The sequence below is a fragment of the Methylobacterium phyllosphaerae genome, assembly GCF_001936175.1.
GTDB classification, from domain to species: Bacteria; Pseudomonadota; Alphaproteobacteria; order Rhizobiales; family Beijerinckiaceae; genus Methylobacterium; species Methylobacterium fujisawaense.
On record NZ_CP015367.1, the window covers coordinates 2,703,357 to 2,728,676 of the forward strand.

General features: G+C 71.4%; 23 protein-coding genes and 1 riboswitch. Of the genes, 18 read left to right on the forward strand and 5 right to left on the reverse strand.

Features of this window, described 5'->3' with window-relative positions:
• Nucleotides 1-3: 3 nt before the first annotated feature.
• Nucleotides 4-1,527 carry an anthranilate synthase component I gene (gene trpE, locus MCBMB27_RS12105; protein WP_043758359.1) on the reverse strand — a complete coding sequence of 508 codons (1,524 nt, stop codon included), beginning with the start codon at nt 1,525-1,527 and terminating at the stop codon, nt 4-6.
• Nucleotides 1,528-1,530: 3 nt separating this feature from the next.
• On the reverse strand, nt 1,531-3,432 hold the full coding sequence (locus MCBMB27_RS12110; protein ID WP_075380512.1) for a peptidylprolyl isomerase: 1,902 nt from the start codon (nt 3,430-3,432) through the stop codon (nt 1,531-1,533).
• A gap of 187 nt (nt 3,433-3,619) precedes the next feature.
• On the opposite strand from MCBMB27_RS12110, the gene tpiA reads away from it, so the two are divergent.
• Nucleotides 3,620-4,381 (forward strand): triose-phosphate isomerase, encoded by a 762-nt coding sequence (gene tpiA / locus MCBMB27_RS12115; protein WP_043348827.1) that lies wholly within the window; start codon nt 3,620-3,622, stop codon nt 4,379-4,381.
• Nucleotides 4,382-4,525: 144 nt separating this feature from the next.
• Here the strand turns inward: tpiA and MCBMB27_RS12120 are convergent, their stop codons facing one another.
• On the reverse strand, nt 4,526-4,972 hold the full coding sequence (locus MCBMB27_RS12120) for a nuclear transport factor 2 family protein (RefSeq protein WP_043758365.1): 447 nt from the start codon (nt 4,970-4,972) through the stop codon (nt 4,526-4,528).
• 308 nt (nt 4,973-5,280) lie between these two features.
• Between MCBMB27_RS12120 and secG the strand changes: the two genes are divergently transcribed.
• The 4 genes from secG to MCBMB27_RS12140 all read left to right on the forward strand — a co-directional run bounded on the left by secG (nt 5,281) and on the right by MCBMB27_RS12140 (nt 9,590).
• Complete coding sequence (secG, locus tag MCBMB27_RS12125) at nt 5,281-5,700, forward strand: preprotein translocase subunit SecG (RefSeq protein WP_043348833.1); 420 nt, start codon at nt 5,281-5,283, stop codon at nt 5,698-5,700.
• A 156-nt stretch (nt 5,701-5,856) separates the two neighbouring features.
• Nucleotides 5,857-7,485 carry a CTP synthase gene (locus MCBMB27_RS12130; protein WP_043348836.1) on the forward strand — a complete coding sequence of 543 codons (1,629 nt, stop codon included), beginning with the start codon at nt 5,857-5,859 and terminating at the stop codon, nt 7,483-7,485.
• A gap of 57 nt (nt 7,486-7,542) precedes the next feature.
• Nucleotides 7,543-7,995, forward strand: a complete 453-nt coding sequence (locus tag MCBMB27_RS12135; RefSeq protein WP_043348839.1) for a DNA polymerase III subunit chi — start codon at nt 7,543-7,545, stop codon at nt 7,993-7,995.
• A complete protein-coding gene (locus MCBMB27_RS12140; RefSeq protein ID WP_210274614.1) occupies nt 7,995-9,590 on the forward strand; it encodes a S10 family peptidase in 1,596 nt (531 codons plus the stop codon). The genes MCBMB27_RS12135 and MCBMB27_RS12140 overlap by 1 nt, the downstream gene beginning before the upstream one ends.
• Before the next feature lie 63 nt (nt 9,591-9,653).
• Here MCBMB27_RS12140 and MCBMB27_RS12145 read toward each other — a convergent pair whose 3' ends face one another.
• Nucleotides 9,654-11,012 (reverse strand): discoidin domain-containing protein, encoded by a 1,359-nt coding sequence (locus tag MCBMB27_RS12145; protein WP_075380513.1) that lies wholly within the window; start codon nt 11,010-11,012, stop codon nt 9,654-9,656.
• Between the two features lie 166 nt (nt 11,013-11,178).
• Nucleotides 11,179-11,371, forward strand: a riboswitch (cobalamin riboswitch).
• A gap of 36 nt (nt 11,372-11,407) precedes the next feature.
• On the opposite strand from MCBMB27_RS12145, the gene MCBMB27_RS12150 reads away from it, so the two are divergent.
• The 9 genes from MCBMB27_RS12150 to cobJ all read left to right on the forward strand — a co-directional run bounded on the left by MCBMB27_RS12150 (nt 11,408) and on the right by cobJ (nt 20,796).
• On the forward strand, nt 11,408-11,590 hold the full coding sequence (locus MCBMB27_RS12150) for a CbtB domain-containing protein (protein ID WP_043348844.1): 183 nt from the start codon (nt 11,408-11,410) through the stop codon (nt 11,588-11,590).
• A gap of 16 nt (nt 11,591-11,606) precedes the next feature.
• The gene (locus MCBMB27_RS12155; protein WP_075380514.1) at nt 11,607-12,344 is read left to right on the forward strand and encodes a CbtA family protein; all 738 of its coding nucleotides are present in this window, start codon (nt 11,607-11,609) and stop codon (nt 12,342-12,344) included.
• Nucleotides 12,337-12,738 carry a DUF1636 domain-containing protein gene (locus MCBMB27_RS12160; protein WP_075380515.1) on the forward strand — a complete coding sequence of 134 codons (402 nt, stop codon included), beginning with the start codon at nt 12,337-12,339 and terminating at the stop codon, nt 12,736-12,738. The genes MCBMB27_RS12155 and MCBMB27_RS12160 overlap by 8 nt, the downstream gene beginning before the upstream one ends.
• Nucleotides 12,735-13,769, forward strand: a complete 1,035-nt coding sequence (cobW, locus tag MCBMB27_RS12165) for a cobalamin biosynthesis protein CobW (RefSeq protein ID WP_043758374.1) — start codon at nt 12,735-12,737, stop codon at nt 13,767-13,769. Before MCBMB27_RS12160 ends, cobW begins: the two co-directional genes overlap by 4 nt.
• Before the next feature lie 71 nt (nt 13,770-13,840).
• A complete protein-coding gene (cobN, locus tag MCBMB27_RS12170) occupies nt 13,841-17,233 on the forward strand; it encodes a cobaltochelatase subunit CobN (RefSeq protein WP_075380516.1) in 3,393 nt (1,130 codons plus the stop codon).
• Nucleotides 17,230-18,570 (forward strand): precorrin-3B synthase, encoded by a 1,341-nt coding sequence (cobG, locus tag MCBMB27_RS12175; RefSeq protein ID WP_075380517.1) that lies wholly within the window; start codon nt 17,230-17,232, stop codon nt 18,568-18,570. Before cobN ends, cobG begins: the two co-directional genes overlap by 4 nt.
• Complete coding sequence (locus tag MCBMB27_RS12180) at nt 18,567-19,259, forward strand: precorrin-8X methylmutase (protein WP_257787421.1); 693 nt, start codon at nt 18,567-18,569, stop codon at nt 19,257-19,259. Before cobG ends, MCBMB27_RS12180 begins: the two co-directional genes overlap by 4 nt.
• Nucleotides 19,259-20,038 (forward strand): precorrin-2 C(20)-methyltransferase, encoded by a 780-nt coding sequence (locus MCBMB27_RS12185; RefSeq protein WP_075380518.1) that lies wholly within the window; start codon nt 19,259-19,261, stop codon nt 20,036-20,038. Before MCBMB27_RS12180 ends, MCBMB27_RS12185 begins: the two co-directional genes overlap by 1 nt.
• On the forward strand, nt 20,035-20,796 hold the full coding sequence (cobJ, locus tag MCBMB27_RS12190) for a precorrin-3B C(17)-methyltransferase (RefSeq protein ID WP_043345289.1): 762 nt from the start codon (nt 20,035-20,037) through the stop codon (nt 20,794-20,796). The genes MCBMB27_RS12185 and cobJ overlap by 4 nt, the downstream gene beginning before the upstream one ends.
• Here cobJ and MCBMB27_RS12195 read toward each other — a convergent pair.
• Complete coding sequence (locus MCBMB27_RS12195; protein WP_075380519.1) at nt 20,763-21,560, reverse strand: cobalt-precorrin-6A reductase; 798 nt, start codon at nt 21,558-21,560, stop codon at nt 20,763-20,765. The genes cobJ and MCBMB27_RS12195 overlap by 34 nt on opposite strands.
• Between MCBMB27_RS12195 and MCBMB27_RS12200 the strand changes: the two genes are divergently transcribed.
• Genes MCBMB27_RS12200 through MCBMB27_RS12215 form a run of 4 tightly spaced genes read left to right on the forward strand, consistent with a single transcriptional unit; the run spans nt 21,559 to nt 25,284 of the window.
• Nucleotides 21,559-22,794: a bifunctional cobalt-precorrin-7 (C(5))-methyltransferase/cobalt-precorrin-6B (C(15))-methyltransferase gene (locus tag MCBMB27_RS12200; protein ID WP_043758387.1), complete on the forward strand. Its 1,236-nt coding sequence runs from the start codon at nt 21,559-21,561 to the stop codon at nt 22,792-22,794. The two genes, MCBMB27_RS12195 and MCBMB27_RS12200, sit on opposite strands and share 2 nt — an antisense overlap.
• On the forward strand, nt 22,773-23,195 hold the full coding sequence (locus tag MCBMB27_RS12205; protein ID WP_043345283.1) for a cobalamin biosynthesis protein: 423 nt from the start codon (nt 22,773-22,775) through the stop codon (nt 23,193-23,195). Before MCBMB27_RS12200 ends, MCBMB27_RS12205 begins: the two co-directional genes overlap by 22 nt.
• A complete protein-coding gene (gene cobM / locus MCBMB27_RS12210; RefSeq protein ID WP_043758388.1) occupies nt 23,192-23,968 on the forward strand; it encodes a precorrin-4 C(11)-methyltransferase in 777 nt (258 codons plus the stop codon). The genes MCBMB27_RS12205 and cobM overlap by 4 nt, the downstream gene beginning before the upstream one ends.
• Nucleotides 23,965-25,284 (forward strand): cobyrinate a,c-diamide synthase, encoded by a 1,320-nt coding sequence (locus tag MCBMB27_RS12215; RefSeq protein WP_043758391.1) that lies wholly within the window; start codon nt 23,965-23,967, stop codon nt 25,282-25,284. Before cobM ends, MCBMB27_RS12215 begins: the two co-directional genes overlap by 4 nt.
• Nucleotides 25,285-25,320 lie beyond the last annotated feature (36 nt).

Here is a 25,320-nt window from a genome sequence, read left to right on the forward strand (position 1 = left end):
CGCCTACTGCCCCCGTTTCGCCTGCGCGGCGAACCGCACCGCCTCCTCGGCGGCGCGGAACAGCGCCTTGGCCTTGTTGACGCATTCCTGCTGCTCGGAGGCAGGATCCGAATCGTACACGATCCCTGCCCCGGCCTGGACGTGCATCTGACCATCCTTCACCACCGCGGTGCGCAGGACGATGCAGGTGTCCATCTCGCCCCGGGCGCCGAAATAGCCGATGCAGCCCGCATACGGCCCGCGCTTCTCGCGCTCCAGCTCGTCGATGATTTCCATGGCCCGCACCTTCGGCGCCCCCGAGACCGTCCCGGCCGGGAAGCCCGCCGCCAGCGCGTCGAGGGGATCGTGGCGTGGATCGAGGTCGCCCTCGACATTCGACACGATGTGCATGACCTGGCTGTAGCGCTCGATGAAGAACGAGTCGGTTACCCGGACGCTGCCGATCCGCGAAACCCGGCCGGCATCGTTGCGGCCGAGATCGAGCAGCATGAGGTGCTCGGCCCGCTCCTTCGGATCGGCAAGGAGTTCCTCGGCGAGCGCGGCATCCTCGGCCGGGGTTGCGCCGCGGCGGCGGGTTCCGGCGATCGGGCGAACCGTGACGGTCCCCTCGCGCACCCGGACGAGGATCTCCGGCGACGAGCAGACGATCTGGAACGTCTCGAAATCGAGATAGCACAGGAACGGCGCCGGATTCGTGCGCCGGAGGGAGCGGTACAGGCTGAAGGCCGGCAGGGTGAACGGCGCCGAGAAGCGCTGGGACAGCACCACCTGGAACACGTCGCCCGCGACGATGTACTCCTTGGCGCGCGCCACCATGGCGGCGAACGCGTCCGGCGACGTGTTGGAGACCGGCTCGGGATGGGCGACCGCCGACAGGTCCACCCGCGCCTCGATCGGCAAGGGACCTTCCAGGGCGGCGGCGACCCGGTCGAGACGCTGAAGCGCCTCCTCATAGGCGGCCCGGGCCGTCGTCCCGGCCGTGGGCCTCACCGGCGACACGACGGTGATCAGGTCGCGGATGGAATCGAAAACCACCATGACCCGGGGGCGCATCAGGATGGCGTCCGGCACGCCGAGGGGATCCGGGTTCGGCTCCGGCAGCCGCTCCATGGCGCGGACCATGTCGTAGCCGAGATAGCCGAATAGACCGGCCGCCATCGGCGGCAGATCCTGGCCGTCGGCTTCTTCGCCGATGGCGCTCTCGGCGATCAGCGCCCGCAGGCTCGCCAGCGGTGCCCGGTCATCCGGCTCAAACCGGGTGAGGTCGGCACCGCGCGCGATCGCGGGCGCGCCATCCCGGCAGCGCCAGATCAGGTCCGGGTCGAGGCCGATCATGGAGTATCGGCCGCGCACGGCACCACCCTCGACCGATTCGAGGAGGAAGGCCGGACCGGAATGGCCGGCGCGCAGCTTGAGGAACGCCGCGACCGGCGTCTCCAGATCCGCGACGAGGCTGACCGCGACGAGGCTCGGCTGCCTGGCCTCGTAGCGCGCCGCGAAGGCCGCATAATCGGGCGCTTCGGCCATGCCTCAATACTCGCCGCCGATGGCGCGGCGCAGGGCCGCCGGATCGACCTTGACGCCCGCGTTCTTCTGAACCTCGCTGATGTACTGAGACAGGACGTCGTCGGCGAGGGCGGCCTGGAAGCTCTGCGTGATCTGCTTGTCGCTGGGGCTGTCGGCAACGAAGGCCGGAACCGTCGCCGCCGTGACCTTGAACACCGCGCGCGAATCTCCGGCCGCCGCCGTACCGGCCTTGCCGACCGGGGTCGCGAAGATCAGGTTCACGTCATCCGGCTTGAGCATGTCCTTGGCTTGATTGCGTGCGAGATCCTGGGCCTCCTGCAGGTTGACGCCGACCTCCTGCGCTGCGGCCTCCATGGTCTCGCCCTTGTTGATCTTCTCGACCAGCTCGCGGCCCTTGGCCTGAAGGCGCTTGGCGATCTCGGTCGCGGTCCAGCCGGCCTTCACGCCGTCCTTGACCTCGTCGAGGGGCTTGTCGTGGGCGGCATCGATTCCGGTGACGTCGTACCAGACATAGCCGCCGGTCTTAGTGCGCAGAGGCTCGTTGTCGCCGCCGATCTCGGCGCGGAACAGGGCCGGCACAGTGGTGTCCGGATCGGGGATGTCGGCGACCCGTTGCCCGTCCGGTCCCTTGCCGTTCAAGTCAACGGCCTTGACGCTGACGATCTTGAGGCCGCGCTCCGCCGCGATGTCGGCGAGGGGCTTTGCACCGGCCCGCTGATCCTCGATCGCGTCGCGGGTGGTCTCCATCGCGTCGCGGGCGCGGGCCAGGGCGAGGCCCTTGCGGATCTCACCCTCCACGGCCTCGAAGGGCTTCACCGTCCCGGGTTCGATCTTGGTGACACGCAGCAACACCGTGCCGAAGCGGCCCTGGACGGGCTGGCTCACACCGCCCTCCGGCAGCGCGAAGGCCGCGTCGGCCACCGCCTTGTCGAACAGCTCGCTCTTCGTCAGCGTTCCGAGGGTCAGGTCCTTGTCGTCGGTGCCGCGCTCCGTCGCCACCGCCTCGAACGTCTTGGCGCCGTCGGTGATCGCCTTGCGGGCCGCCTCGGCGGCGGCCGGATCGGGGAAGACGATCTGCTGGATGGTGCGTTTCTCGGGTGCGCCGTAACGATCCTTGTTGAGCGCGTAGGCGGCGCGGGCGTCGGCCTCGGTGATCGCGTCCGGCTTCGCCATCGCCTCGGGTTCGACCACAAGGAGGTTGACCGCGCGGAATTCCGGCGCCCGGAAACCGGACTTGTTGGCCTCGTACCAGGTCTTCAACTCGTCGTCGGTCGGCTCGGGGATCTGCCCGGCGACCGAGGGCGTCAGCATCAGGTAGGCGGCGGCACGGCGCTCGGTGGTGTAGCGGTGGACCGCCTCCCGCATGGCGACCGGCACATGCAGGTCCGACGACACCGCCTCGGCGAGTTGCAGACGGGCGATCACGGAGCGCTGCTCGCGCACGAACATGCCCTCGTTGAGACCCGCCCGCTGCAGGGTCTGGTAGAAGAGCTGCGGCTCGAACTGGCCCTGCGCGTTCTGGAAGCTCTTCTCCTCGTGGATCGCCTTGATCACCGCGGAATCCGGCACGACGAGGCCGAGATCGTGGGTCTTCTGATCGAGGGCGGCCTCGGTGATCAGCTGGGACATCACCTGCCGGTCGAGGCCGAGCATCCGCGCCTGATCGGGCGTGAGGGGACGCTTCAACTGCGTCTGATAGCGCTGCAGCTGGTTCTGATAGGCTTGGCGCACCTGCTCGGCGGTGATCGGCGTGCTGCCAACGGTCGCCACCTTGTTGCTCGCGCCGCCGCGGAAGAACTCCTCGACGCCGAAGATCCCGACGCCGGCGATCAGCAGCGTGAAGATGATCGTCAAGACGATCTTGCCGAGCCAGTGCTGGCTGGCGTTGCGGATGCCCTGAAGCATGGTCTGTGATCGAGTACCTTCGGCAGCCGTCCCGTCGCCGGGCCGGCGCTGTTCCTGAGAGCCGACCGCGATAGACCATTCGCGTCCACAGGCAAAGACTCAGGCGCTTCGGCGCGTTTGCGCGCTCAAGCTCGCTCTGGTAGGCCCCGGCAACTTCGGGAAACGCCGCGGCGGAGCGAGGGCAGGAATGACGCAATCGGGGCGCAGGCCGCTTGTCGCCGGCAACTGGAAGATGAACGGGACCCGGGCATCCATCCAGGTGGTCGAAGCGATTCGCGACGGGCTCTCGCCCGACCTCGCGGCCCGCATCGACGTGCTGATCTGCCCGCCCGCGACGCTGATCGGCTCCTGCGTGGCGGCCGCCGCCGGCTCGCCCATCGCCATCGGCGGCCAGAACCTCCATGCCCGCCCCAGCGGCGCCTTCACCGGCTCGATCTCGGCCGAGATGCTCGCCGATCTCGGCGCGCAATACGTGATCGTCGGTCATTCCGAGCGTCGGGCCTACCACCACGAGACCGATGACGGCGTCCACGCCAAGGCGCTGGGTGCCCGGCGTGCCGGCTTGTGCGGCATCATCTGCGTTGGCGAGACCATCGAGGAGCGCGAGCAGGGCCGCGCCCTCGACATCGTCCGGGCGCAGCTCGCCATTGGCCTGCCGAAGGGCGCCACGGCGGCCGACACGGTGATCGCCTACGAGCCGGTCTGGGCGATCGGCTCGGGCCGGACACCGACTCCGCGCGACATCGCTGAAGTCCACGCATCCCTGCGCGAGATGCTCGACAAGCTCGTGGGCGACGAGGCGCACAAGATCCGCATCCTCTATGGCGGCTCGGTGAAGCCAGGAAATGCCCGCGAACTTCTGTCGGTGGACAACGTCGACGGCGCCTTGGTGGGCGGCGCGAGTCTCGTGGCCGCGGATTTCCTGGGGATCTGCGCCGCCTACGCTTGAGCGCGCCTCTGACGGTTCGATGCGCTCGTGGCGCTTGCCGTCGTCACGCGTTGCAAAGAGCCTTCAGTCTTTGCAGGGCCTGAGTGCGGCGGCACCGGACTGCTCCGCCGGCGCGGGCGGAGCGGCGATCGCACGGAGGCGCTGTCAGATCTTGAAGGCCTGACGCGCGAGCAGCCGCCAGCGGCCGTGATCCCGGTGCCAGACCTGCATCACGCCGATATGCACCGGCGCCGTCTTGCCGCCCGAGACGACTTCGCCCGTGAAAACATGTCGGGCGACGGCGTCGTCGCCGACCACCGAGACGGAGCGGTCCGACAGGGTGATGCTCGGGAAGGCCGAGCGCTTGCTGGTGAGCGTTTCGACGAACGCCGTCTTGTCCTGCACCTGACCGCTGGAATGTCCGTAGCTCAGACCGTCGAGGACCAGGGCGTCGAGGGCAGGCCCGTCCGCGGCCAGCAAGGCTTGGGTCAGAGCGTCGACGGCCTGCTCCACGGCGGCGGCGTCGGGCCCGGCGGCCGTGCCGGGGACGGCGCGGATCAGAACGGGCGCGGCGATGGCGGCAACGAGCGCCACCCGGCGTGACACGGACATGGTTGGCCTCCCGGACGGGGCGGCGCGTTCGATCGGCCGCTCTCTCCCGTCCAGAAACCACGCGGCGCGGCCGAAGGCGAGGGGCGCCGCCGACAGCCGGCCGCGCGCGTCAGGTTGGCGGCGGGCGGCCGGTGGTGTATGCCGTCGCCCAATTCCGGCCGGTCAGCCCGCAAAGTCGCCCACGAGGCTTCCGCTGCACGCATGCGTGCCGGGGAGCACCGGAAGCGACGGCGGGCTCCGGCCCTCGTGCGTTCGTCTCCCGGTGCCCGCTGCCGGCGCGCGGCGCTGAAGAAGATCCCGGAACACCGATGCAGACCGTCCTGATCGTCGTCCACCTCATCATCGTCCTCGCGCTGATCGGCGTCGTGCTGCTTCAGCGCTCCGAGGGCGGCCTCGGGCTCGGCGGCGGAGGCGGCGGCGGCGTCGCGGGGTTCATGACCGGCCGTGGCCAGGCCAACGCCCTGACCCGGGCCACGGCGATCCTGGCGGCCCTGTTCTTCACCACCAGCCTGGCGCTCGCCATCCTGTCGCATCGCTCCGCGGCGCCGAAATCGATCCTCGATACCGGCGCGCCGCAGACGTCGGGCCAGCCCGCCAAGCAGCCGACCGGCGCCGACAACCTGCTCGACACGCTCCGCCAGCAACAGGACCGGGTGCCCGCCACGGCGCCGGCCCAGCCGGCCGCGCCCGCCCAGCCGGCGGTCCCGGACGCGCCGCAATCCCGCTGACGGGCTGCGCCCGGAACGGCGCAGCGTCTCATTCCATCTCCGACGGGCCGGCACTCAGCCGGTCCGTGCCATGCGTTCCATGATCCCCAGCCCATGCGCGGGCCGGGGCACGGGTCGTTTGGCAAACGGCAGCAGCTTCTTTATGGACCGAGGCCCATGACGCGGTACGTTTTCATCACCGGCGGCGTGGTCTCCTCCCTCGGCAAGGGGCTCGCCTCCGCAGCCCTGGCGGCGGTGCTGCAGGCCCGCGGCTACCGGGTCCGGATGCGCAAGCTCGACCCCTATCTGAACGTCGATCCGGGCACGATGAGCCCGACTCAGCACGGCGAGGTGTTCGTCACCGACGACGGCGCCGAGACCGATCTCGACCTCGGGCATTACGAGCGCTTCACCGGAGTCCCGGCGAGCCGGGCCGACAACATCACCACGGGCCGGATCTACCAGGACATCATCGCCAAGGAACGCCGCGGCGACTATCTCGGCGCCACGATCCAGGTGATTCCGCACGTCACCAACGCGATCAAGGACTTCGTCCTCGACGGCAACGACGCGTTCGATTTCGTGCTCGTCGAGATCGGCGGCACCGTGGGCGACATCGAAGGGCTGCCGTTCTTCGAGGCGATCCGCCAGCTCGGCCAGGAACTGCCCCGCGGCACCTGCTGCTACGTCCACCTGACGCTCTTGCCCTACATCCCGTCCGCGGGCGAACTGAAGACCAAGCCGACGCAGCATTCCGTGAAGGAGCTGCGCTCCATCGGCATCCAGCCCGACATCCTGCTCTGCCGCTGCGACCGGGACATCCCGGTCGATGAGCGCCGCAAGCTCGCGCTGTTCTGCAACGTCCGCGAGACCGCGGTGATCGAGGCGCGGGACGTGGCGTCGATCTACGAGGTGCCGCTCTCCTACCGGACAGCCGGCCTCGACCGCGAGGTGCTCGGCCATTTCGGCCTGGAGCACGGCGAGGAGCCGGATCTCGGCCGCTGGCGGACGATCTCCGAGCGCGTGCGCAACCCCGAGGGCGAGGTCTCCATCGCCATCGTTGGCAAGTACACGGGGCTCAAGGACGCCTACAAGTCGCTGACCGAGGCGCTGACCCACGGTGGCATCAGCCATCGGGTCAAGGTCAACCTCGAATGGATCGAGGCCGAGGTGTTCGAGCGCGAGGATCCCGCGCCGTTCCTGGAGGGCCTGAACGGGATCCTGGTGCCGGGCGGGTTCGGCCAGCGCGGCGCCGAGGGCAAGATCCGCGCGGCCCGCTACGCTCGCGAGAAGCGCATCCCCTATCTCGGGATCTGCTTCGGGATGCAGATGGCCGTCATCGAGGCCGCCCGCTCGCTCGCGGGAATGCCGGACGCCAATTCCACGGAGTTCGGCGAGACGTCCGAGCCGGTGGTCGGCCTGCTCACCGAGTGGCTGCGCGGTAACGAGCTGGAGCGGCGGGCTGCGGCCGGCGATCTCGGCGGCACGATGCGGCTCGGTGCCTATGAGGCGAAGCTCGATCCCACATCCAAGATCGCCCAGATCTACGGGTCCGAGCAGATCTCGGAGCGCCACCGCCACCGCTACGAGGTCAACATGGCCTATCGCGAGCGGCTGGAGGCCAAGGGCCTGCGCTTCTCCGGCGTCTCCCCCGACGGCCTCCTGCCCGAGACCGTGGAGCATGTCGGGCACCCGTGGTTCATCGGCGTGCAGTTCCACCCGGAGCTGAAGTCGCGCCCCTTCGAGCCGCACCCGCTGTTCAAGGGCTTCGTCGGCGCCGCGATCGAACAGAGCCGGCTGGTCTGAGCCGCGGCGGCGCGCCGCTGCTCGCGCGGCGGGCCGGAGCCCTATATCCTCGGCATCGTGACCGAGATCCTCTTCTACCATATGCAGCGGCAGCCCCTGGAACGGGTGCTGCCGAGCCTCGTCGAGCGCTCGCTGGACCGCGGCTGGCAGGCCGCGATCCAGGCCGCCAGCGAAGAGCGCCTGCAGGCGCTGGACGACCACCTCTGGACCTATTCCGACGAGAGCTTCCTGCCGCACGGGACCGATCGCGAGCCCGACGCGGCGAGCCAGCCGGTGGTGCTGACACTTCGGGACGTGAACCCGAACGCGGCTTCGATCCGCTTCCTCGTCGAGGGCGCCGACCTGCCGCCCGATGCCGGCACGTATGAGCGGATCTGTATCCTGTTCGACGGGACCGATCAGGACGCCCTCCTGAGGGCGCGTGAGCAGTGGAAGCAGGCCAAGGAGGCGGGCCACACGGTCGCCTACTGGCAGCAGGACGATTCCGGACGCTGGAACAAGAAGGCGTGATGGTGGCCCTTAACAGACGTCTCGCGCGCGCCGCGCTCGCCTTCGGCATGCTCATCGCCCTGCCCTCCGCCGGCTGGGCAGAGGAAGCGCCGCACGGACATCCGCCCGCGGAGAGCAAGCCGGCACCGCGCGGGCCGGACGGACGACGCCTGCCGCCGGATTCCGTCACGAAGCAGAGCGTCACGCTGCCTGACGGCAGGGTCCTCGACTTCACCGCCACGGCCGGCAGCCTGCCGCTCGTCGACGAGGCCGGCAAGCTGCAGGCCGAGATCGCCTTCGTGGCCTACACGGTGGCGTCCAAGGACGGCCAGGAGCGCCCGGTGACCTTCGCGGTCAATGGCGGCCCGGGCGCCGCGTCGGCCTACCTCAACATCGGGGCCATCGGCCCCTGGCGGCTGCCCGTCGGCGGCGACAGCATCAGCCCGTCGCAGCCGGTCACGCTCACGCCCAACGACGGGACGTGGCTCGGCTTCACCGATCTCGTCTTCATCGACCCCGTCGGTACCGGCTACAGCCGGGCCGCGGACGGCAACGGCAAGGCCTACTGGTCGATCGAGTCCGACGCCGCGACCCTCTCGGCAGCCATCGCCCGCTACCTGCGCAACAACGATCGTCTAGCGAGCCCGAAGTTCTTCGTCGGCGAGAGCTATGGCGGGTTCCGCGGCCCGCTGATCACGGAGAAACTCCAGGAAGAGATCGGCGTCGGCCTGTCGGGCATGGTGCTGCTCTCGCCGGTGCTCGACTTCGGGTGGCTGGAGACCCCGCGGGCCAATCCCTGGGGCTACGTGCTGAAGTTGCCGTCGCTGGCGGCCGGCGCGCTGGAGCGGGCCGGGACGGTACCCACGCCGGCCTTGCTGGGGGATGCCGAGGCTTACGCATCCGGTGCCTATCTGGCGGATCTCCTGAAGGGGCCGAGCGATTCCGCAGCAGTCGCGCGGATGACCGAGAAGGTCGCCCCGCTCGTCGGGCTCGATCCCGCCCTGGTTCGCGCGCAGGCGGCGCGCCTCTCGACCCGGAGCGTCCAGCGAGAGATCGATCGCGCCGAAGGTCGCGTGACGAGCGCCTACGACACCGGCATCACCGGCTGGGACCCGAATCCGGCCGCCGCGCAATCGAGCTTCGAGGATCCGCAGCTCACCGCGCTCCAGGCGCCGCTGACCAGCGCGATGCTCGATCTCTACGCGCGCACGCTGAAATGGCCCGTGGCCAACATGCGCTACGAGCTCCTGAACAATGCGGTCAATCGGGGCTGGAGCTGGGGCTCGGGACGACAGGCACCGGAAGTGCTGTCGAATCTTCAGGGAACCCTGGCCCTCGACGGGCACCTGCGTGTCCTCGTGGCGCACGGATTCACCGATCTCGTAACCCCGTATTTCGCCTCGAAGCTCCTGCTGGCGCAGGTCCCGGCCTACAGTGCCGGTCGCCTGAGCCTCGCAGTCTATCCCGGCGGCCACATGTTCTACACGCGGCCGGATTCCCGCGCCGCCTTCAAGGCGGATGTCGAACGGATGTACACGGACGCCCTGAAGGTCCGCGATGGCGGCTCGGCGCGTTCGGCCGGCGCACCCGCGGAACGTCTCAGGACCGCACCGTGACGTGTTCGGCCAAGATGCAGGCAGCGGGGTCGTCGCCGGTCGGATCGTGACCGGCGCGACCGATCAGACATCGTCGAAGGCGAGAGCTTCGGCCGGGTACTCCACCATGCTCCGGCGCTGAGCGTCGGTATTCTGCCACTCGCCGACCTTCATGTACCGGCCTTCGCGATCGCGAACCTCGACCACTTTCCCGATCGTGGGAATCGACTGGAAGCCCTGCGGCCAATTGGACGCGAAGTAGAACACCTGCTCGACGCGCTCCGAGAGGTGGCAGATCGCCGGCCCGAAGGTTCCGAGCCCGAAGACGAGGTAGCGGCCGTTCACCAGAGCGGCGACGTCAGAGATCAGCGATTCGCTCTGGATCTCTACGGGCAGGCCGCGCTGCGCCGCATAGGCTTCCACTTCTGCAATGACCGGGTTCAGCCGGTTCTCGAAGACGAGCTTGACGGAACGGATGCGGCCCTCGGCCTGCAGCCGGTCGATGACCATCCGGTAGAAGGCGAAGGGCGGCTGCGGATAGTGCGGGTCGACCCAGGTGCTGAAGATGTCGCCCGACCGGATATGGATCAGGAGCTGATCGTCGGGCTTGGCCGCAAATGTCCGCGGCAGGCCGTTGAACAGGGGCCGGATCACATCCTGAACGATCGCGCGCGAGTCGATCGGGCCCTGCAGCGCCGTCACCCGCTCGAACTGCGTCGGATCGAAATACAAGCCGGACAGGAAGTAGCCGTCCGGCGGAAGCGGCTCGTCCGGCGGAATGAACGTGATGCCGTCGCAGGTCAGCCTCTGGGTCAGAAAGATCACCTTGCTGCGGTCGACCTTCGGGACCTTGATGTATTTCAGGTTGAGCGCCTTCGCGATCGAGACCGCGATGATGTACTGCACGAGGCAGTTGCCGAAGGCGCCGTTCTCGAACAGCGACAGGCCGACGAGGTTGCGGCTAGCGCGGCCAGGCGCGGCTTCGAGATTGTAGGTGACGTAGACGTTAGCGCCGGGCTTCTCGTTCAGGAGCGTGATGTCGAGCCCGAGCAGCGCCCGCAGGGCGATGAGGTCGATGGCGGCTTCATCGGCGCGGATGTCGACGCCTGCGACGAGCGCCGGATCCGGCACCGCGATCCGCACGAGACGCGCCCAGGCCCGCTCGTCGGCGCCGATGGCGGCCACGAGGGCGCCCGGCTTGGCGGTCCAGCCGACGATGTCGGGCGCGGACCACGTGACGCCGTCCTGCGAGACCTCGACGGCCACATCGCCGACCTCGGGCGCGACAGCATCCTGTACGGGTCGCAGCGCGATGGCGCGGATCGGAAAGCGACCGTCCAGATCGATCTCGAGCCAGGCGGTGCCTTCGTCCTGTACGATCCGGGGGGCGCGGCCGGTGGCGAGATCGACGAGGACCGGGCTCGGATCGTCTGCGAGGGCCATCGGGTCTCCGAGAACTGAGCGGAGGCGCCCATGCCGGGCCGGCCGGGCATCCGGTGCGGCGGTGCCCGCATCGGGGCGCGGACGTCAAGCCCGGCCACCTGCGAAGGGACGCACGGGAATCCGAACGGATCTGGCGCCGCTCCGTTGTGTCGTCGCCGGCATGCGTCTACAACGTGCCGGTGACGGTGCCCCGGCAACGGGGTGAAAAGGGAATGCGGTGAGGGGTTTCGCCCCGATTCCGCGGCTGCCCCCGCAACTGTGAGCGGCGAGCGCCTGCCAAGCGCCACCGGAGCGATCCGGGAAGGCGGTGGGCGCGCCGAGCCGCGAGCCAGGAGACCTGCCGTCGCAACAGGATCCCGCAATGCCGCCGGTGGGGCGGCTGGAGACACTCGACGATGACCGCTCAGACCCTCGCCCCCGTCGCCGCCGGTACCCGCTCGTCGGAGCGTCCGGTCGCCGTCGCGCTCGCGGCCATGCTGGGCCTCGGCCTGCTGTTCATGGCGGGTTTCTCGCCGGCGATCGCGTTCCACAACGCGGCGCACGACTTCCGCCATACCCAGAACTTCCCCTGTCACTGACGCCCTCGGCGCAGGGATGATCATTCGGCTTCTGTCGGCGGCCCTGGCCGCCGGCTTCTTCGCGGCTGCCGTTGTGACGGGCCTCGAACTCACGCTGACCTCGCCGCTGATCGTCGCGGCCGAGCGCTACGAGCAGCAGGAACCCTCGCATCAGGCCGCGAAGGCCCTTCCGATCGTGCTCGCCCATGCCGGGCATGACCACGCCGCACCCGCCGCGGCACCGGAATGGCAGCCCGGCCCCGGACTGCCGCGGATGGCCTTCACCGGTCTTGCGACCCTCGTCGGCGGCGTCGGCTACGCCCTGCTGCTCGGCGCGGTGATGATCGCCTGCGGCCGCGAGCCGACGCCGCAGGTCGGTCTCGCCTTCGCGGTGGCGGGCTTCGCCAGCGTCGCCCTCGCGCCGGGCCTCGGCCTGCCGCCGGAACTGCCCGGCAGCGCCGCTGCACCGCTGGCCGCGCGGCAGGCTTGGTGGGTGATGACCGCGGCGGCGACCGGAATGGGGCTCTACCTGATCACGATCCGCCGTGCTCTGATCACGATCCTGGGTGGCCTCGTCCTGATCATAACCCCCCACGTCGTCGGCGCCCCGCAGGCACCGGAGGCCGCGTCGGAGCTTCCGGCCGCGCTGGCCGCACAGTTCGCCGCCCGGTCGCTGGCGATCAGCTTCGTCTTCTGGATCCTGATCGGGTTGGGGCTCGGCTGGGCGTGGCAGGCGTTTTCCCGCGACACGCAACGGGGAACGGCCCGTGCCTGAGACCGTCCTGTACGTCTGCATGACCTGCCGCCGTCCGGATGACGATCCGGATGGACCGCGCGCCGGAGCACGCCTTCTGGAGGCGCTGCAGGCCCGGAGCGCCGGCACCCCGGACCTGCGGGTCGAGGCGGTGGAATGCCTGTCGGTCTGCAAGCGGCCCTGCACCGTGGCGGTCGCCTCGGCCGACCGCTGGACCTACGTCTACGGCGACATGGATCCGGCCGCCTCGGCGGAGACCATCCTCGCCGGGCTCGCGGCCTATGCGGCGACCTCGGACGGCATCGTGCCCTGGCGCGAGCGTCCGGAGGCCTTCCGCAAGGGCGTGATCGCCCGCATCCCCCCGTTCCCTGAACCCCGCCCGCTCCCCGCCGGCACCCTGGAGGCCGCGGAATGACCATCGTGAACAAAATCCCCTGCACCATCGTCACGGGCTTCCTCGGAGCCGGCAAGACGACACTGGTCCGCCACGTGGTCGAGAACGCCAGGGGGCGCCGCCTCGCCATCCTGGTCAACGAGTTCGGCGACGTCGGCTTCGACAAGTCCTTCCTCGCCGCCTGCGGGGTCGAAGGCTGCACCGAAGAGGCTATCGTCGAGCTGCCGAATGGCTGCATCTGCTGCACGGTCGCGGACGATTTCGTTCCGGCGCTGGAGACTCTCCTCGGCCGCGCCGAGCCGCCGGAGCACATCCTGATCGAGACCTCGGGCCTCGCGCTGCCGAAGCCGTTGGTTCAGGCGTTCCAGTGGCCGGCGATCCGCTCGCGGGTCACCGTCGACGGGGTCGTCGCAGTGGTCGACGGCCCGGCCGTCGCCGCCGGCGTCTTCGCGGACGATCCGGAGGCACTGGCCGCCCAGCGGGCCGCGGACCAATCGGTCGATCACGACAATCCGCTGGAAGAGGTCTTCGAGGACCAACTCCTCTGCGCCGACCTCGTGGTCCTCAACAAGGCCGACCTCATCGATGCCCCGACCCGCGCTCGGGTGCGTGCCGAGGTGGAAGGCCACCTGCCCCGGGCCGTGAAGGTGGTGGAGACCGAGAACGGCGTCATCGACCCGCGGGTGCTGCTCGGTCTCGCGGCGGCCGCCGAGGACGATCTCGATTCCCGTCCGTCGCATCACGGCGAGGGCGAGGATCACGACCACGACGACTTCGAGACCGTGGCGCTGCCCGTCCGCCCCGCGATCACGGCGGGCGATCTGGCGGCCCGGGTCGAGAAGGCAGCCGAGATCCCGGGCGTCCTGCGGATCAAGGGTTTCGCCGAGGTCGAGGGCAAGGCGATGCGCCTCGTGGTGCAGGGGGTCGGCCGGCGCGTGGCCCACCATTTCGACCGGCCGTGGAAGTCCGGGGAGGCCCGGGACGGCAACCTCGTGGTGATCGGCCTCAAGGGGTTCGACCAGCGCGCCGTCGCTGCGGCCCTCGCGGGATGACGGCCGCCGCGCGCGCCTGCGCGGCTGACGGCGGCGCGCCGGTGCGCGCGGCCGCGGTTTAGGGGCCGTCGATGCATCTCGTGCGCATCGATACCGTCTCGCTCGACGAGGGTGAGGCGGCGGTGGATCTCGGGCAGGAGCCCGGCGATCTGGTTGTGCTGTCGTTCACCGACAGCGACCTCGCGGCGGTCGGTCAGGCCCACGCCGCAGAGCCCGGTCTGCCGAGTCTCCGGCTCGCGAAGCTCGCCAAACTGCGGCATCCGCTGTCGGTCGACCTCTACGTCGAACGCGTCGTGGCGCACGCCAAGGTCGTGGTGATCCGTTGTCTGGGCGGACTGGATTACTGGCGCTACGGGATCGAGCGCTGCGCCGAAACCGCGCGGGCGCACGGCGTCGTGCTCGCGGTCCTGCCGGGCGACGACCGGCCGGACCCCCGTCTCGCGCCGTTCTCCACCGATCCCGCCCTCGCCGGGGAACTCGACGCCTATTTCCGTGCCGGCGGTCCCGGCAATCTCCGGCGCATGCTGCGATCCCTGGCCATCCGGCTAGGCGCCGAGGGGGCGGTCGAGCCTCCGCAGCCCCTGCCCCGCGGCTTTCCCTGGTGTCCGGGTTGCGGCGCTCTCCCCCTCGAAACAGCCATTGCCGCGGCTGAAACGGCGACCCCGCTCGACGGCGCGCCGTCGCCCGCCCATCCGCTGGCCCTGCTGCTGATCTATCGCTCCGCCGTGCTCGGCGGCGACACCGAGCCGTTCGTCGCACTCTCAGCCGCCCTGCGCGCCCGCGGGATCGGGGCGCTGCCGATGGTCGTGTCGAGCCTGAAGGAGCCCGAGGCCGCCGCGGCGGTCGCCGATGCGGTGCGGGCGCGCAGACCCGACCTCGTCATCGCAGCCACGGCGTTCTCCGCGCGTGAGGACGGCACCGACTTCGTTCTCGACGGCGCCGGCTGCCCGGTCATTCAGGCCTTCACGGTAGGGTCACCGCGCGCGGCCTGGGAGGCGTCGGCCCGCGGCCTCGGCGCGTCCGATCTCGCCATGCAGATCGCGCTGCCGGAATTCGACGGCCGGCTCTCGGGCTTTCCGATCTCCTTCAAGGAGGAAAGCCCGGAGGTCGCCGGCTTCACCCAGCGGCGGGCGGTGCCCTACCCCGCAGGCATTGCCGCCCTGGCAGACCGGGCCGCGGGATGGCTGCGGCTGGCCGCCCTGCCCCGGCCGGCGCGCCGCGTGGCCCTGGTCCTGTCCGACTATCCGGCCCGGGGCGGCCGGGCCGGTTTCGCCGTCGGTCTCGACACGCCCGAGAGCGCCCGCGCCATCGCCGCCGACCTCGCCGCCGCGGGCTACGCGACGGGGGCGCTTCCGGAAGCCGGCACGCTGATGGCGGATCTCACGGAGGGTCCGGCCGCGTTCCGCGTGCCCCTCCCCGCCTACCAGGCCTGGTGGAACACCCTTCCCGAAGAGACCCGCGCCTCGATCACCGCCGTCTGGGGCGAGGCCGAATCGGATCCGGCCTGCGTCGACGGCGCCTTCCGGTTCCGGATGCTGACGGGCACGACCGCATCCGATCGGAGCGCCGCTCCGGATCGAACCGGGGACGGGGCGATCCGTGACCGCGGTCGGCTCGCCGTCTTCCTTCAACCGGACCGCGGGCGCGATCCCGATCGCAAGGCCGGCTACCACGATCTCGACCGGGCTCCGACCCATGCCTATCTGGCGTTCCATCTCGGCCTGCAGCAGCACTTCGACGTTCTGGTGCAGCTCGGTACGCACGGGACAACCGAGTGGCTGCCCGGCAAAGCCGTGGCCCTGTCCCCCACCTGCTTGCCGACGCTGTGCGTCGGCGGCCTGCCGGTGGTCTATCCCTTCATCGTCGATGATCCGGGCGAGGCCGCGCCGGTCAAGCGGCGCCTCGGCGGCGTCGCGCTCGGTCACCTGACGCCGGACGTCGCCGTCCACGCGCTGAAGCCGGAGGCCGCACGCCTGCGCGAGTTGGTGGAGGAATACGCCGCCGCGAGCGTGCTCGATCCCCGCCGCGCCGAACTGGTGGCCCGCGCCATCCTCGAGGAGGCCGAGGCCGCCGGATTGCTCGACGGCGCCGGCATCGGCGCGGACACGCCGATGGACGAGGCGCTGACCCGGCTGGACGCGCATCTCTGCGACCTCGGCGAGACCGTCTTCCGCGACGGTCTCCACGTTTTCGCCCGAGCCCCGGGCGAGGCCGCGGAGGCGGTGCTGGCAAGCGCCGCCGCCGAGCGGACCGGGCTGCTCGCGGCCCTCGACGCCCGATTCGTCCGACCGGGGCCCTCCGGCTCGCCGTCCCGCGGGCGCAGCGACGTGCTCCCCACCGGACGCAACCTCGCGACCCTGGACCCACGGGCCATCCCGAGCCGCGCCGCCGCGCTCCTCGGTGAGAGGGCCGCCGCCGCCGTGGTGACCCGCTACCTTCAGGACGAGGGTGCCTATCCGGCCCGGATCGTCATGGATCTCTGGGCCTCGCCGACCTTGCGCACCGGAGGCGAGGATGTGGCGCATGCCCTCGCCCTCATGGGCGTGCGGCCGGTCTGGGACCATGCCAGCACTCGCGTCACCGGTTTCGAGATCCTTCCGCTGGCGATGCTCGACCGGCCCCGGATCGACGTCACCGTGCGGGTCTCCGGGGCGTTCCGCGACACGTTCCCGGAGACCCTGGCGCTGCTCGACCGGGCGACCCGCGCCGTGGCCGACAGGGACGAGGCCGACGACGAGAACCCGCTGGCGGCGGCCCGCCGACGGGGCGAGACGGCCGTTCGGGTCTACGGCGCCGCGCCGGGCCGCTACGGCGCCGGTACCGCCGCAACGGCCCTCGACGGCACGTGGGATGGCCGCGCCGATCTCGGTCGCGCCTATCTTGCGGCCAGTACGCACGCCTATGGCGACCGCGAGGCGCCGGATGCGGACTTCTCCGCCCGGGTGGCGGGAGCCGACGCCTATCTCCACGCCTTCGACGTGGCCGAGCGCGATCTGTTCGACGGGGATGCCGCTGTGGACGCGATGGGCGGCTTCGCGGCCGCCGCTGCCCTGGAGGGGGCGAGCCCCGCGCTCTACAGCCTCGATGTCTCGCAGCCGGAGCGACCGAAAGCCCGAACCGCCCGGGAGGACGCGGCCCGCCTGATCCGAGGCCGCCTCGCCGATCCCCGCTGGATCGCCGCACAGCTCCGTCACGGCTATCGCGGCGCGCAGGAGCTGGCTCAGGGGCTCGACGCGGTTTTCGTCCTCGCCGCCGCCAGCGATGCGGTGTCCGATGCCGGCTTCGAGACGCTGTACGCCGCCTGGATCGCCGATACCGAGGTGTTCGAGCGCCTGCGGGCCGCCAACCCCGCGGCCACCCGGGCGATCCTGGAACGGTTCGACGCCGCCCGGGACCGGGGACTCTGGCACAGCCGGCGCAACGCTCTTCCGGCCGACGCCTTGCTGCACGAGGCCGCCGAATGAGCGTCGCTCCGCGCCCGCATGGACGTGCGCTGCCCGAGGCGGCCAGCCGTCGGGGCTGGTGCCCCGGCCTGACCCGGCCGATGCCCACGGGCGACGGCTTGCTGGCGCGGGTACACCCGCCCCTGGGCGTCCTGACCCTCGGTCAGGCCCGCGCCGTGGCGGAGGGCGCGCGGCGCTTCGGGAACGGGCACCTGGATCTCACCGCGCGGGCGAATCTCCAGATCCGGGGCGTCACCGAGGCGACGCAGGCTTCCCTTGCCGCGTGGCTCTCGGCCCAGGGCCTCGGCGACGTGCGGGCCGATGGCGGGCCTCAGCGCTTGACGCTCACGAGCCCGCTGGCGGGCCGCGATCCGGAGGAGGCCATCGACGTGCCGGGACTGGCCCGTGCCATCGAAGCGGCGGGGCTGACGATTCCCGGCTTGCCGGCCAAGACCCTGGTCGTGATCGAGGGACGCGTCGATCGGGCGACCGCGGAGGCCGATTGCGCCGTGATCGCTAACGCACCCGGCCGCGTTGCGATCACGATCGCTTGCGGCGAGGGGCGGCAGGATCTTCTGACCTGCGGGGAACGGGAAGCGCCCGACGTGGTGGCCGCCGTGCTCACCGCCTTCGCGCGGACCGGCCGGCGCCGGATGCGCGATCTGTCGGAAGACGAAAGGGCGACGCTGACGGAGGCGCTGCGGACCGGAGAGCGACCACGCGTCGCAGCGCGGGGAGGCGAAAGCGTATGGCCCGGCCAAGCCCGGCAGCCACGAGGCGGACAGGACCTTCAGATCCTCGCCATCGATGCGCCCTTCGGTCGCTGTACGGCCGACGCCCTCGACCGGCTCGCGGATGCCGCGGTCACGCTCGGCGCGGACGAGCTTCGACTGTCGCCGACCCGCGGCTTCATGCTCCTGGCCCCCCCGGACGTCCCGGCAGCGGCGGTGCGAGAGGCCCTGTCGGTGGACTTCATCGTTGCCGCCGACGACCCGCGGCGGGCGATCGATGCCTGCACGGGTGCCCCGGGCTGCGCCTCCGGGTCGACCCGGACCCTCACCGATGCGGCGCGCCTCGCGGCGGCGTTCGCTCCCCTGGCGGCCTTGGGCCGCGCCGCGCATGTCTCGGGATGCGCCAAGGGATGCGCCCGACCGGGCCCGGCCGACCTGACCCTCGTCGGTCGCGATGGTCTGTACGGCGTGGTGATCGGCGGTGCCCCCGCCGATGAGCCGGCGATGCATCTCCCTATCGAGGCCGTGCTGGAGCGGTTAGGAAGAGCCAAGATCGTCGGGCTGTCCGCCGCCTTCGCGCCGGAGACGACCTGGACGGACAGCGGGAGGACCAGGAGACCGGCATGAGCGCGAGCCAGAACGCCCTGCGCCAGACAGGATCGGAGCCGGCCGCGGCCCACGAATCCCCGTCCCGCTATGAGTATATCCGCGACGGCGGCGCGATCTACGCGCGCTCCTTCGCGATGATCCGCGCCGAGGCGGATCTCGGACGCTGGTCGGGCGCCGCCGAGCGCGTCGTCGTGCGCATGATCCACGCCTGCGGGATGACCGACCTGCCGACCGACGTGGAGATGTCGCCGGGCTTCGCCGAAGCGGGCGTCGCGGCCCTGAAGGCCGGCGCGCCGATCCTGTGCGATGTCCGCATGGTCGCCGACGGCGTCACCCGGGCACGGCTGCCCGCGGATAACGACGTGGTCTGCACGCTCGGCGATCCGCGCGTGCCGGAGCTCGCCAGGAGCCTCGGCACAACGCGGTCCGCAGCCGCCATGGAGCTGTGGCGCGAACGCCTGCCGGGCAGCGTCGTGGCGGTGGGCAACGCGCCGACCGCCCTGTTCCGCCTTCTGGAGCTGCTCGACGCCGGCGTCGCGCCTCCGGCCGCGGTGATCGGCATCCCGGTGGGTTTCGTCGGCGCGGCCGAATCGAAGGAGGCGCTGGCCCGGGACGGCCGCGTGCCGTTCGTGGTCGTGCACGGGCGGCGCGGCGGCAGCGCCATGACGGCCGCCGCTATCAACGCGCTCGCCAGCGAGGTCGAGTGATGGACGGTTTCGAACGCCTCGACGGCCCGACCGAGGAGCTGTCCGCGGCGGCGATGACGGGAACGCTCTACGGGGTCGGCATGGGCCCGGGCGATCCGGATCTGCTGACCGTGAAGGCGCAGCGCATCCTGATGCGCGCGCCGGTGCTGGTGCATTTCTGCAAGCGCGGCCGGCGGGGCAACGCCCGCACCATCGCGGACGCGATCCTGCGCGATCCGGCCCGCGAGATGGCACTGGCCTATCCCTACACCACCGAGATTCACCCCGAGCATCCGGAATACGTCACCGCGCTGGCGGGCTTCTACGACGAGGCGGCCGGTAAACTCGCCGACCACCTCGGCGCCGGGCGCGACGTCGCGATCCTGTCGGAGGGCGACCCGTTCTTCTACGGCTCGTTCATGCACCTGTGGCGGCGCCTAAGGGACCGCTTCCCCGTGGAGGTGATTCCGGGCGTCACCGGGATGTCGGGTTGCTGGACTCGGGCCGGCACGCCGATCACCTGGGGCGACGACGTCCTCACCGTCCTGCCGGCGACCCTCTCGCTCGAGGCCCTGGCGGAGCGCCTGCGCGGCACCGACGCCGCCGTCGTGATGAAGCTTGGGCGCCATCTGCCGAAGGTGCGCGCCGCTCTGTCGGCCGCCGGGCTGCTCGCCCGTGCGGTCTATGTGGAGCGCGGCACCATGGCGGGCGAGCGGGTGGTGATGCTGGCCGACAAGGCCGACGACGACGCACCCTACTTCTCCATGGTCCTTCTGCCCGGAGAGGGACGGCGGCCGTGAGCGGAAGCCTTGCCGTCGTCGGCCTCGGCCCGGGCGACGCCGCGTTGCTGACCGAGTCCGCCCGCCGGGCGCTGGATGCGGCGGAGGATGTCGTCGGCTACTTCCCCTATGTCGCCCGTGTGCCCGAGCGACCCGGCCTGGTCCGGCATGCCAGCGACAATCGGGTGGAGGTCGACCGGGCGCGCCACGCGCTGCAGCTCGCCGCCTCCGGACGACGGGTCGCGGTCGTCTCCGGCGGCGATCCGGGGGTCTTCGCCATGGCGGCGGCGGTGTTCGAGGCGGTGGAGCAGGGCGAGCCTGACTGGCGCGACCTCGCGATCACCGTGGAGCCGGGCGTCACCGCCATGCTGGCCGCCGCTGCCCGGCTCGGCGCGCCCCTCGGCGGCGATTTCTGCGCGCTGTCGCTCTCGGACAACCTGAAGCCCTGGCCGGTGGTGACCGCGCGGCTGGAGGCGGTGCTGCGCGCCGACTTCGTGATCGCGCTCTACAATCCGATCTCCGCCGCCAGGCCCTGGCAGCTCGGGGCGGCTCTGGAGATCGCGTCCGGGATCCGCGCGCCCCACACGCCGGTGATGTTCGCCCGCGCCATCAGCCGGCCGGACGAGGCGATCCGGGTCGCGACCCTCGCCGAGGCGCGCGACGTGCCGGCCGACATGGCCACGATGGTCATCCTGGGCGCCTCGACGACGCGGCTGATCCCGCGCGCCGGCCGGACGCCCTTCGTCTACACGGCCCGCAAGGTTGAGGAACCGGCGTGATCGCCCGCCTCCAGCCAGCTGAGGGCGCCCGCAGCGTCCGGGACGCTCGGCACGTCGGGCTTGCCCGGCCGGCGCACCATGACGACGGGGATTCCGAGGGTGCGCGCCGCCGCGATCTTGCCGTAGGTCGCCGCCCCGCCGGCATTCTTGCTGACGAGAATCTCGATGCCGTTCGTGCGCATGAGCGCAGCCTCCGACGCGACATCGAAGGGCCCGCGGGCTTCCAGGGCGGTGAGGTGCGGCACCGGCAGGATCCCGCCCAACGGCTCGACCGTCCGCGCCAGATAGGTGTGTTGGGGGGCCGCCGCGAAGACCCCGGCCTCCTGCCGGCCGATCGTCAGGAACACGCGCCGCGGCGCGGATCCGAGGGCGGCGACCGCCTCATCCATCCGGTCGACCTCGATCCAGAGATCGCCGGGCTCGCGCGTCCAGGCGGATCTGCGGATCGCGAGGATCGGCACCGCCGTCAGGGCGGCTGCGCACGCCGCATGGTGCGACATCGTCGCGGCGAAGGGATGGGTCGCGTCGATCAGGCAATCGATCGCGTCGGCTTTCAGGTAGTCGGCGAGGCCCTCGATCCCGCCGAATCCGCCGATCCGGGTCGGCACGGGCTCGGGCTTCGGCGCGGCCGTCCGGCCGGCCAGCGAGAGCGTCACGGACAGATCCGCCCGACCAGCGAGCGACCGGACCAGGGTGCTCGCCTCGCCGGTCCCGCCGAGGATCAGAATCCGCATCGTGCCGCTCGTCAGGAACGCCGTGTCCATGGACGCCTTGTCCATGAGCCCTGAGGCGCTGTCGAGCTTACCCTGGCTGTCGATCGTCGGCATCGGCGAGGACGGGCGGGCCGGATTGACGCCGGCCGCCGCCGCCGCGCTCGATGCCGCCCGCGTGGTCTATGGCGGCCGACGCCATCTCGCCCTCGCGGGTCCGCTCGTCGCGGAGACGCGGCCCTGGCCGAGCCCGATCCACGAGGCCTATCCGGAGATTCTCGCGCGGCGGGGGCAGCCGACCTGCCTCCTCGCCACCGGCGACCCCTTCCACTATGGCATCGGCGCCGAGATCGCCCGGATGGTGCCGGCGGCCGAGATCCGCGCCTTCCCGCAGCCCTCGGCCTTCAGCCTCGCCTGTGCGCGGCTCGGCTGGCCGCTGGCCGAATGCGCGCTGGTCACGCTCCATGGCCGCGCGCTGACCCGGATCGTGCCGTATCTCCAGCCGGGGGCGCGGGTGCTCGTCCTGTCCTGGGACGGCACGACCCCCGGCGCGCTCGCCGCATTGCTTTGCGCGCGGGGCTTCGGCGCGTCGACGCTGACGGTGCTGGAAGCGATGGGCGGCCCGAATGAACGGGTCGGTACGACCCGCGCGGACGCGTTCGACCGCGCCGACATCGACGCGCTGAACACGGTGGCGATCGCGGTGGCGGGGCCCGGTCACGCCCTTCCCCTCGCCCCGGGCCTCGACGACGGCCTGTTCGAGAATGACGGCCAGCTCACCAAGGCCGAGATCCGGGCTCTGACCCTATCGGCGCTCCGTCCGCATCCGGGCCTGCATCTCTGGGATGTCGGCGCCGGCGCAGGCTCGATCGCGATCGAATGGATGCTCCGTCACTGGAGCCTGCGCGCCACGGCGATCGAGGGACGCCCGGACCGGGCCGAGCGCATCCGTCGCAACGCCGTCGCACTGGGGACGCCGGACCTCTCCGTCGTCGTCGGCACCGCCCCCGGGGCACTCGAGGGCCTGCCGACGCCGGATGCGGTCTTCATCGGTGGCGGCGTCTCCGAGCCCGGGGTCCTGCCAGCGGTGCTTGCGGCCCTCCGGAGCGGTGGTCGCTGCGTGGCCAATGCCGTCACCCTCGAAGGCGAGGCCGCGCTGCTTGCGGCCTTCGCGGCGCAGGGCGGAAGCCTGCGTCGCTACGGTGTCGAGCGGGCGAGCCCGGTCGGCGGGATGCATGGCTGGCGCACCGCCATGCCGGTGACCCAATGGGCCTGGACCAAGCCGTGACCGGATTGCTGGTCGCCGGGATCGGCTTCCGTCGGGGGACCGACGCCGACGAAATCGCGGCGCTGATCGAGCGCGCGCTCGCGGCGCTCGGCGCCGACCGGTCGAGCCTGACGGCCGTCGCCACGGCGGCCGACCGGGCCGCAGAGCCGGCGATCCGCGCGGCGACGGCACGGTTCGGCCTGTCGCCCCAGCCCGTGGCAGCCGCCGCGCTGCAGGCGCGCGACGCCGAGATCGTCACCCGCTCGGCGCGGATCGAACAGCTGCGCGGCGTCGGCTCGCTGGCCGAGGCGACGGCCCTGGCCGGCGCCGGGCCGCAGAGCCGCCTCGCCCTGCCGCGGATCACGAGCGCCGGCGCCACTTGCGCCCTGGCCGTCCGATGCGACACGACACGGGACACATGACCGTTCATTTCATCGGCGCCGGACCCGGCGCGGCCGACCTGATCACGGTGCGCGGGCGCGACCGCATCGCGGCCTGTCCCGTCTGCCTCTACGCCGGATCGCTCGTGGCCCCCGAGATCCTGGGCTGGTGTCCGCCCGGCGCCCGGATCGTCGACACGGCCCCCCTCGACCTCGACGCCATCATGGCGGAGATCCGGACGGCGCACACGGCCGGACAGGACGTGGCACGCCTCCATTCCGGGGACCTGTCGATCTGGAGCGCGCTGGCCGAGCAGATGCGCCGCCTCGACGCGCTGGCGATTCCCTATACGGTTACGCCGGGCGTCCCGGCCTTCGCCGCCGCAGCCGCCCTGCTGCGCCGCGAATTGACGGTCCCCGGCGTGGCGCAGACCGTGGTCCTGACCCGGACCTCAGGCCGCGCGAGTGCAATGCCCGAGGGGGAAACCCTGTCGGCCTATGCGGCCACCGGGGCGACCCTGGCGATCCACCTGTCGATTCATGTGGTCGAGGCGGTCGCCGCGGAACTGATCCCGTTCTACGGACCGTCCTGCCCGGCGGCGGCTGTGTTCCGGGCCTCCTGGCCCGACGAGCGGGCGCTGGTCGGCGATCTCGCTACGCTGCCCGGCCTCGTCGCGGCGGCCGGCCTGGAGCGCACCGCCCTGATCCTGGTTGGGCCCGCCCTCGGCGCCGAGGGCTTCCGCGAGAGCGCGCTCTACGCGCCCGATTACGACCGGCGATACCGGCCCGGCGGCACCGTGGGCCAGCCGTCGTGAGCGCCCCCGGCCTCCTCGTCGCGGCGCCGCGCTCCAGCTCCGGCAAGACGACCGTGACCCTCGCCCTGATGCGCGCCCTCACCCGGCGCGGCCTGCGGGTCCGCGGCGCGAAATGCGGTCCAGACTACATCGACCCGGCCTTTCACCAAGCCGCCACCGGCCATCCGAGCTTCAATCTCGACAGCTTCGCCATGGCGACGCCCCTCCTCGACACGCTCGCGGGCGAGACGGCGGCGGCGGCGGATCTGGTGATCGCCGAGGGCTCCATGGGCCTGTTCGACGGCGTCCGGGCAGCCGAGAACCGGACCGGGGCGAATGCCGACATCGCGGCGCGCTACGGCTGGCCGGTCGTGCTCGTGGTGGACGTGTCGGGCGCGGCGCAATCGGCGGCTGCAGTAGCGCTGGGCTGCACGCTCTACGATCCCCGCGTGCGGATCGCCGGGGTCATCCTCAACAAGGTGGCGAGCGACCGCCATCGCCGGCTCGTCGAAGCCGGCATGGAACGCGCTGGATTGCCGGTGCTCGGCGCCCTGATGCGCGACGCGCAGCTGGTCCTGCCCGAACGCCATCTCGGGCTCGTCCAGGCCGGCGAGACCGCGGATCTTACCGCCCGCCTCGACCGGCTGGCCGACCTCGCGGAAGCCGGTATCGACCTCGACGCCGTCACGGCCAGTGCGGGCGGCACCGTGCCGGCCTCCGGCGGCCGGCTACCGCGGCCGCCCGGACAACGCGTGGCGGTCGCTCGGGACGCGGCGTTCAGCTTCCTCTATCCACACCTTGCGACCGGGTGGCGGTTGGCCGGTGCCGAACTCGTCCCCTTCTCACCCCTCGCCGACGAAGGCCCACCGGAGGATTGCGACGTCTGCTGGCTGCCGGGGGGCTATCCCGAACTGCATGCGGGCCGGATCGCCGGCGCCGTCCGTTTCCTGGACGGGCTGCGCGACTTCGCCAGGACACGCCCCGTCCACGGAGAGTGCGGCGGCTACATGGTCCTCGGGCAGACGCTTCAGGACGCCGACGGCACCACCCATCCCATGGCGGGCCTCCTCCCGGTGGCGACATCCTATCACCGCCGCAAGTTGCATCTCGGCTATCGCGTCGCGCGGCTCTGCGGATCCGGCATGCTCGGAGAAGACGGGGCGCGCCTCATCGGCCACGAGTTCCACTACGCCACCGAGCTCTCGCCGATCGCACCGGAGGCATCAGCGCTCGCTCGCGTTTCGGATGCGGAGGGTGTGGACCTGGGGTTTGCCGGACATCGGGTCGGCCCCGTCACCGGCAGCTTCTTCCACCTGATCGCGTCTGACGCACCCTGAAACCGTCCCGGATGCAGCCGCCTCCGGGGCGCGCCG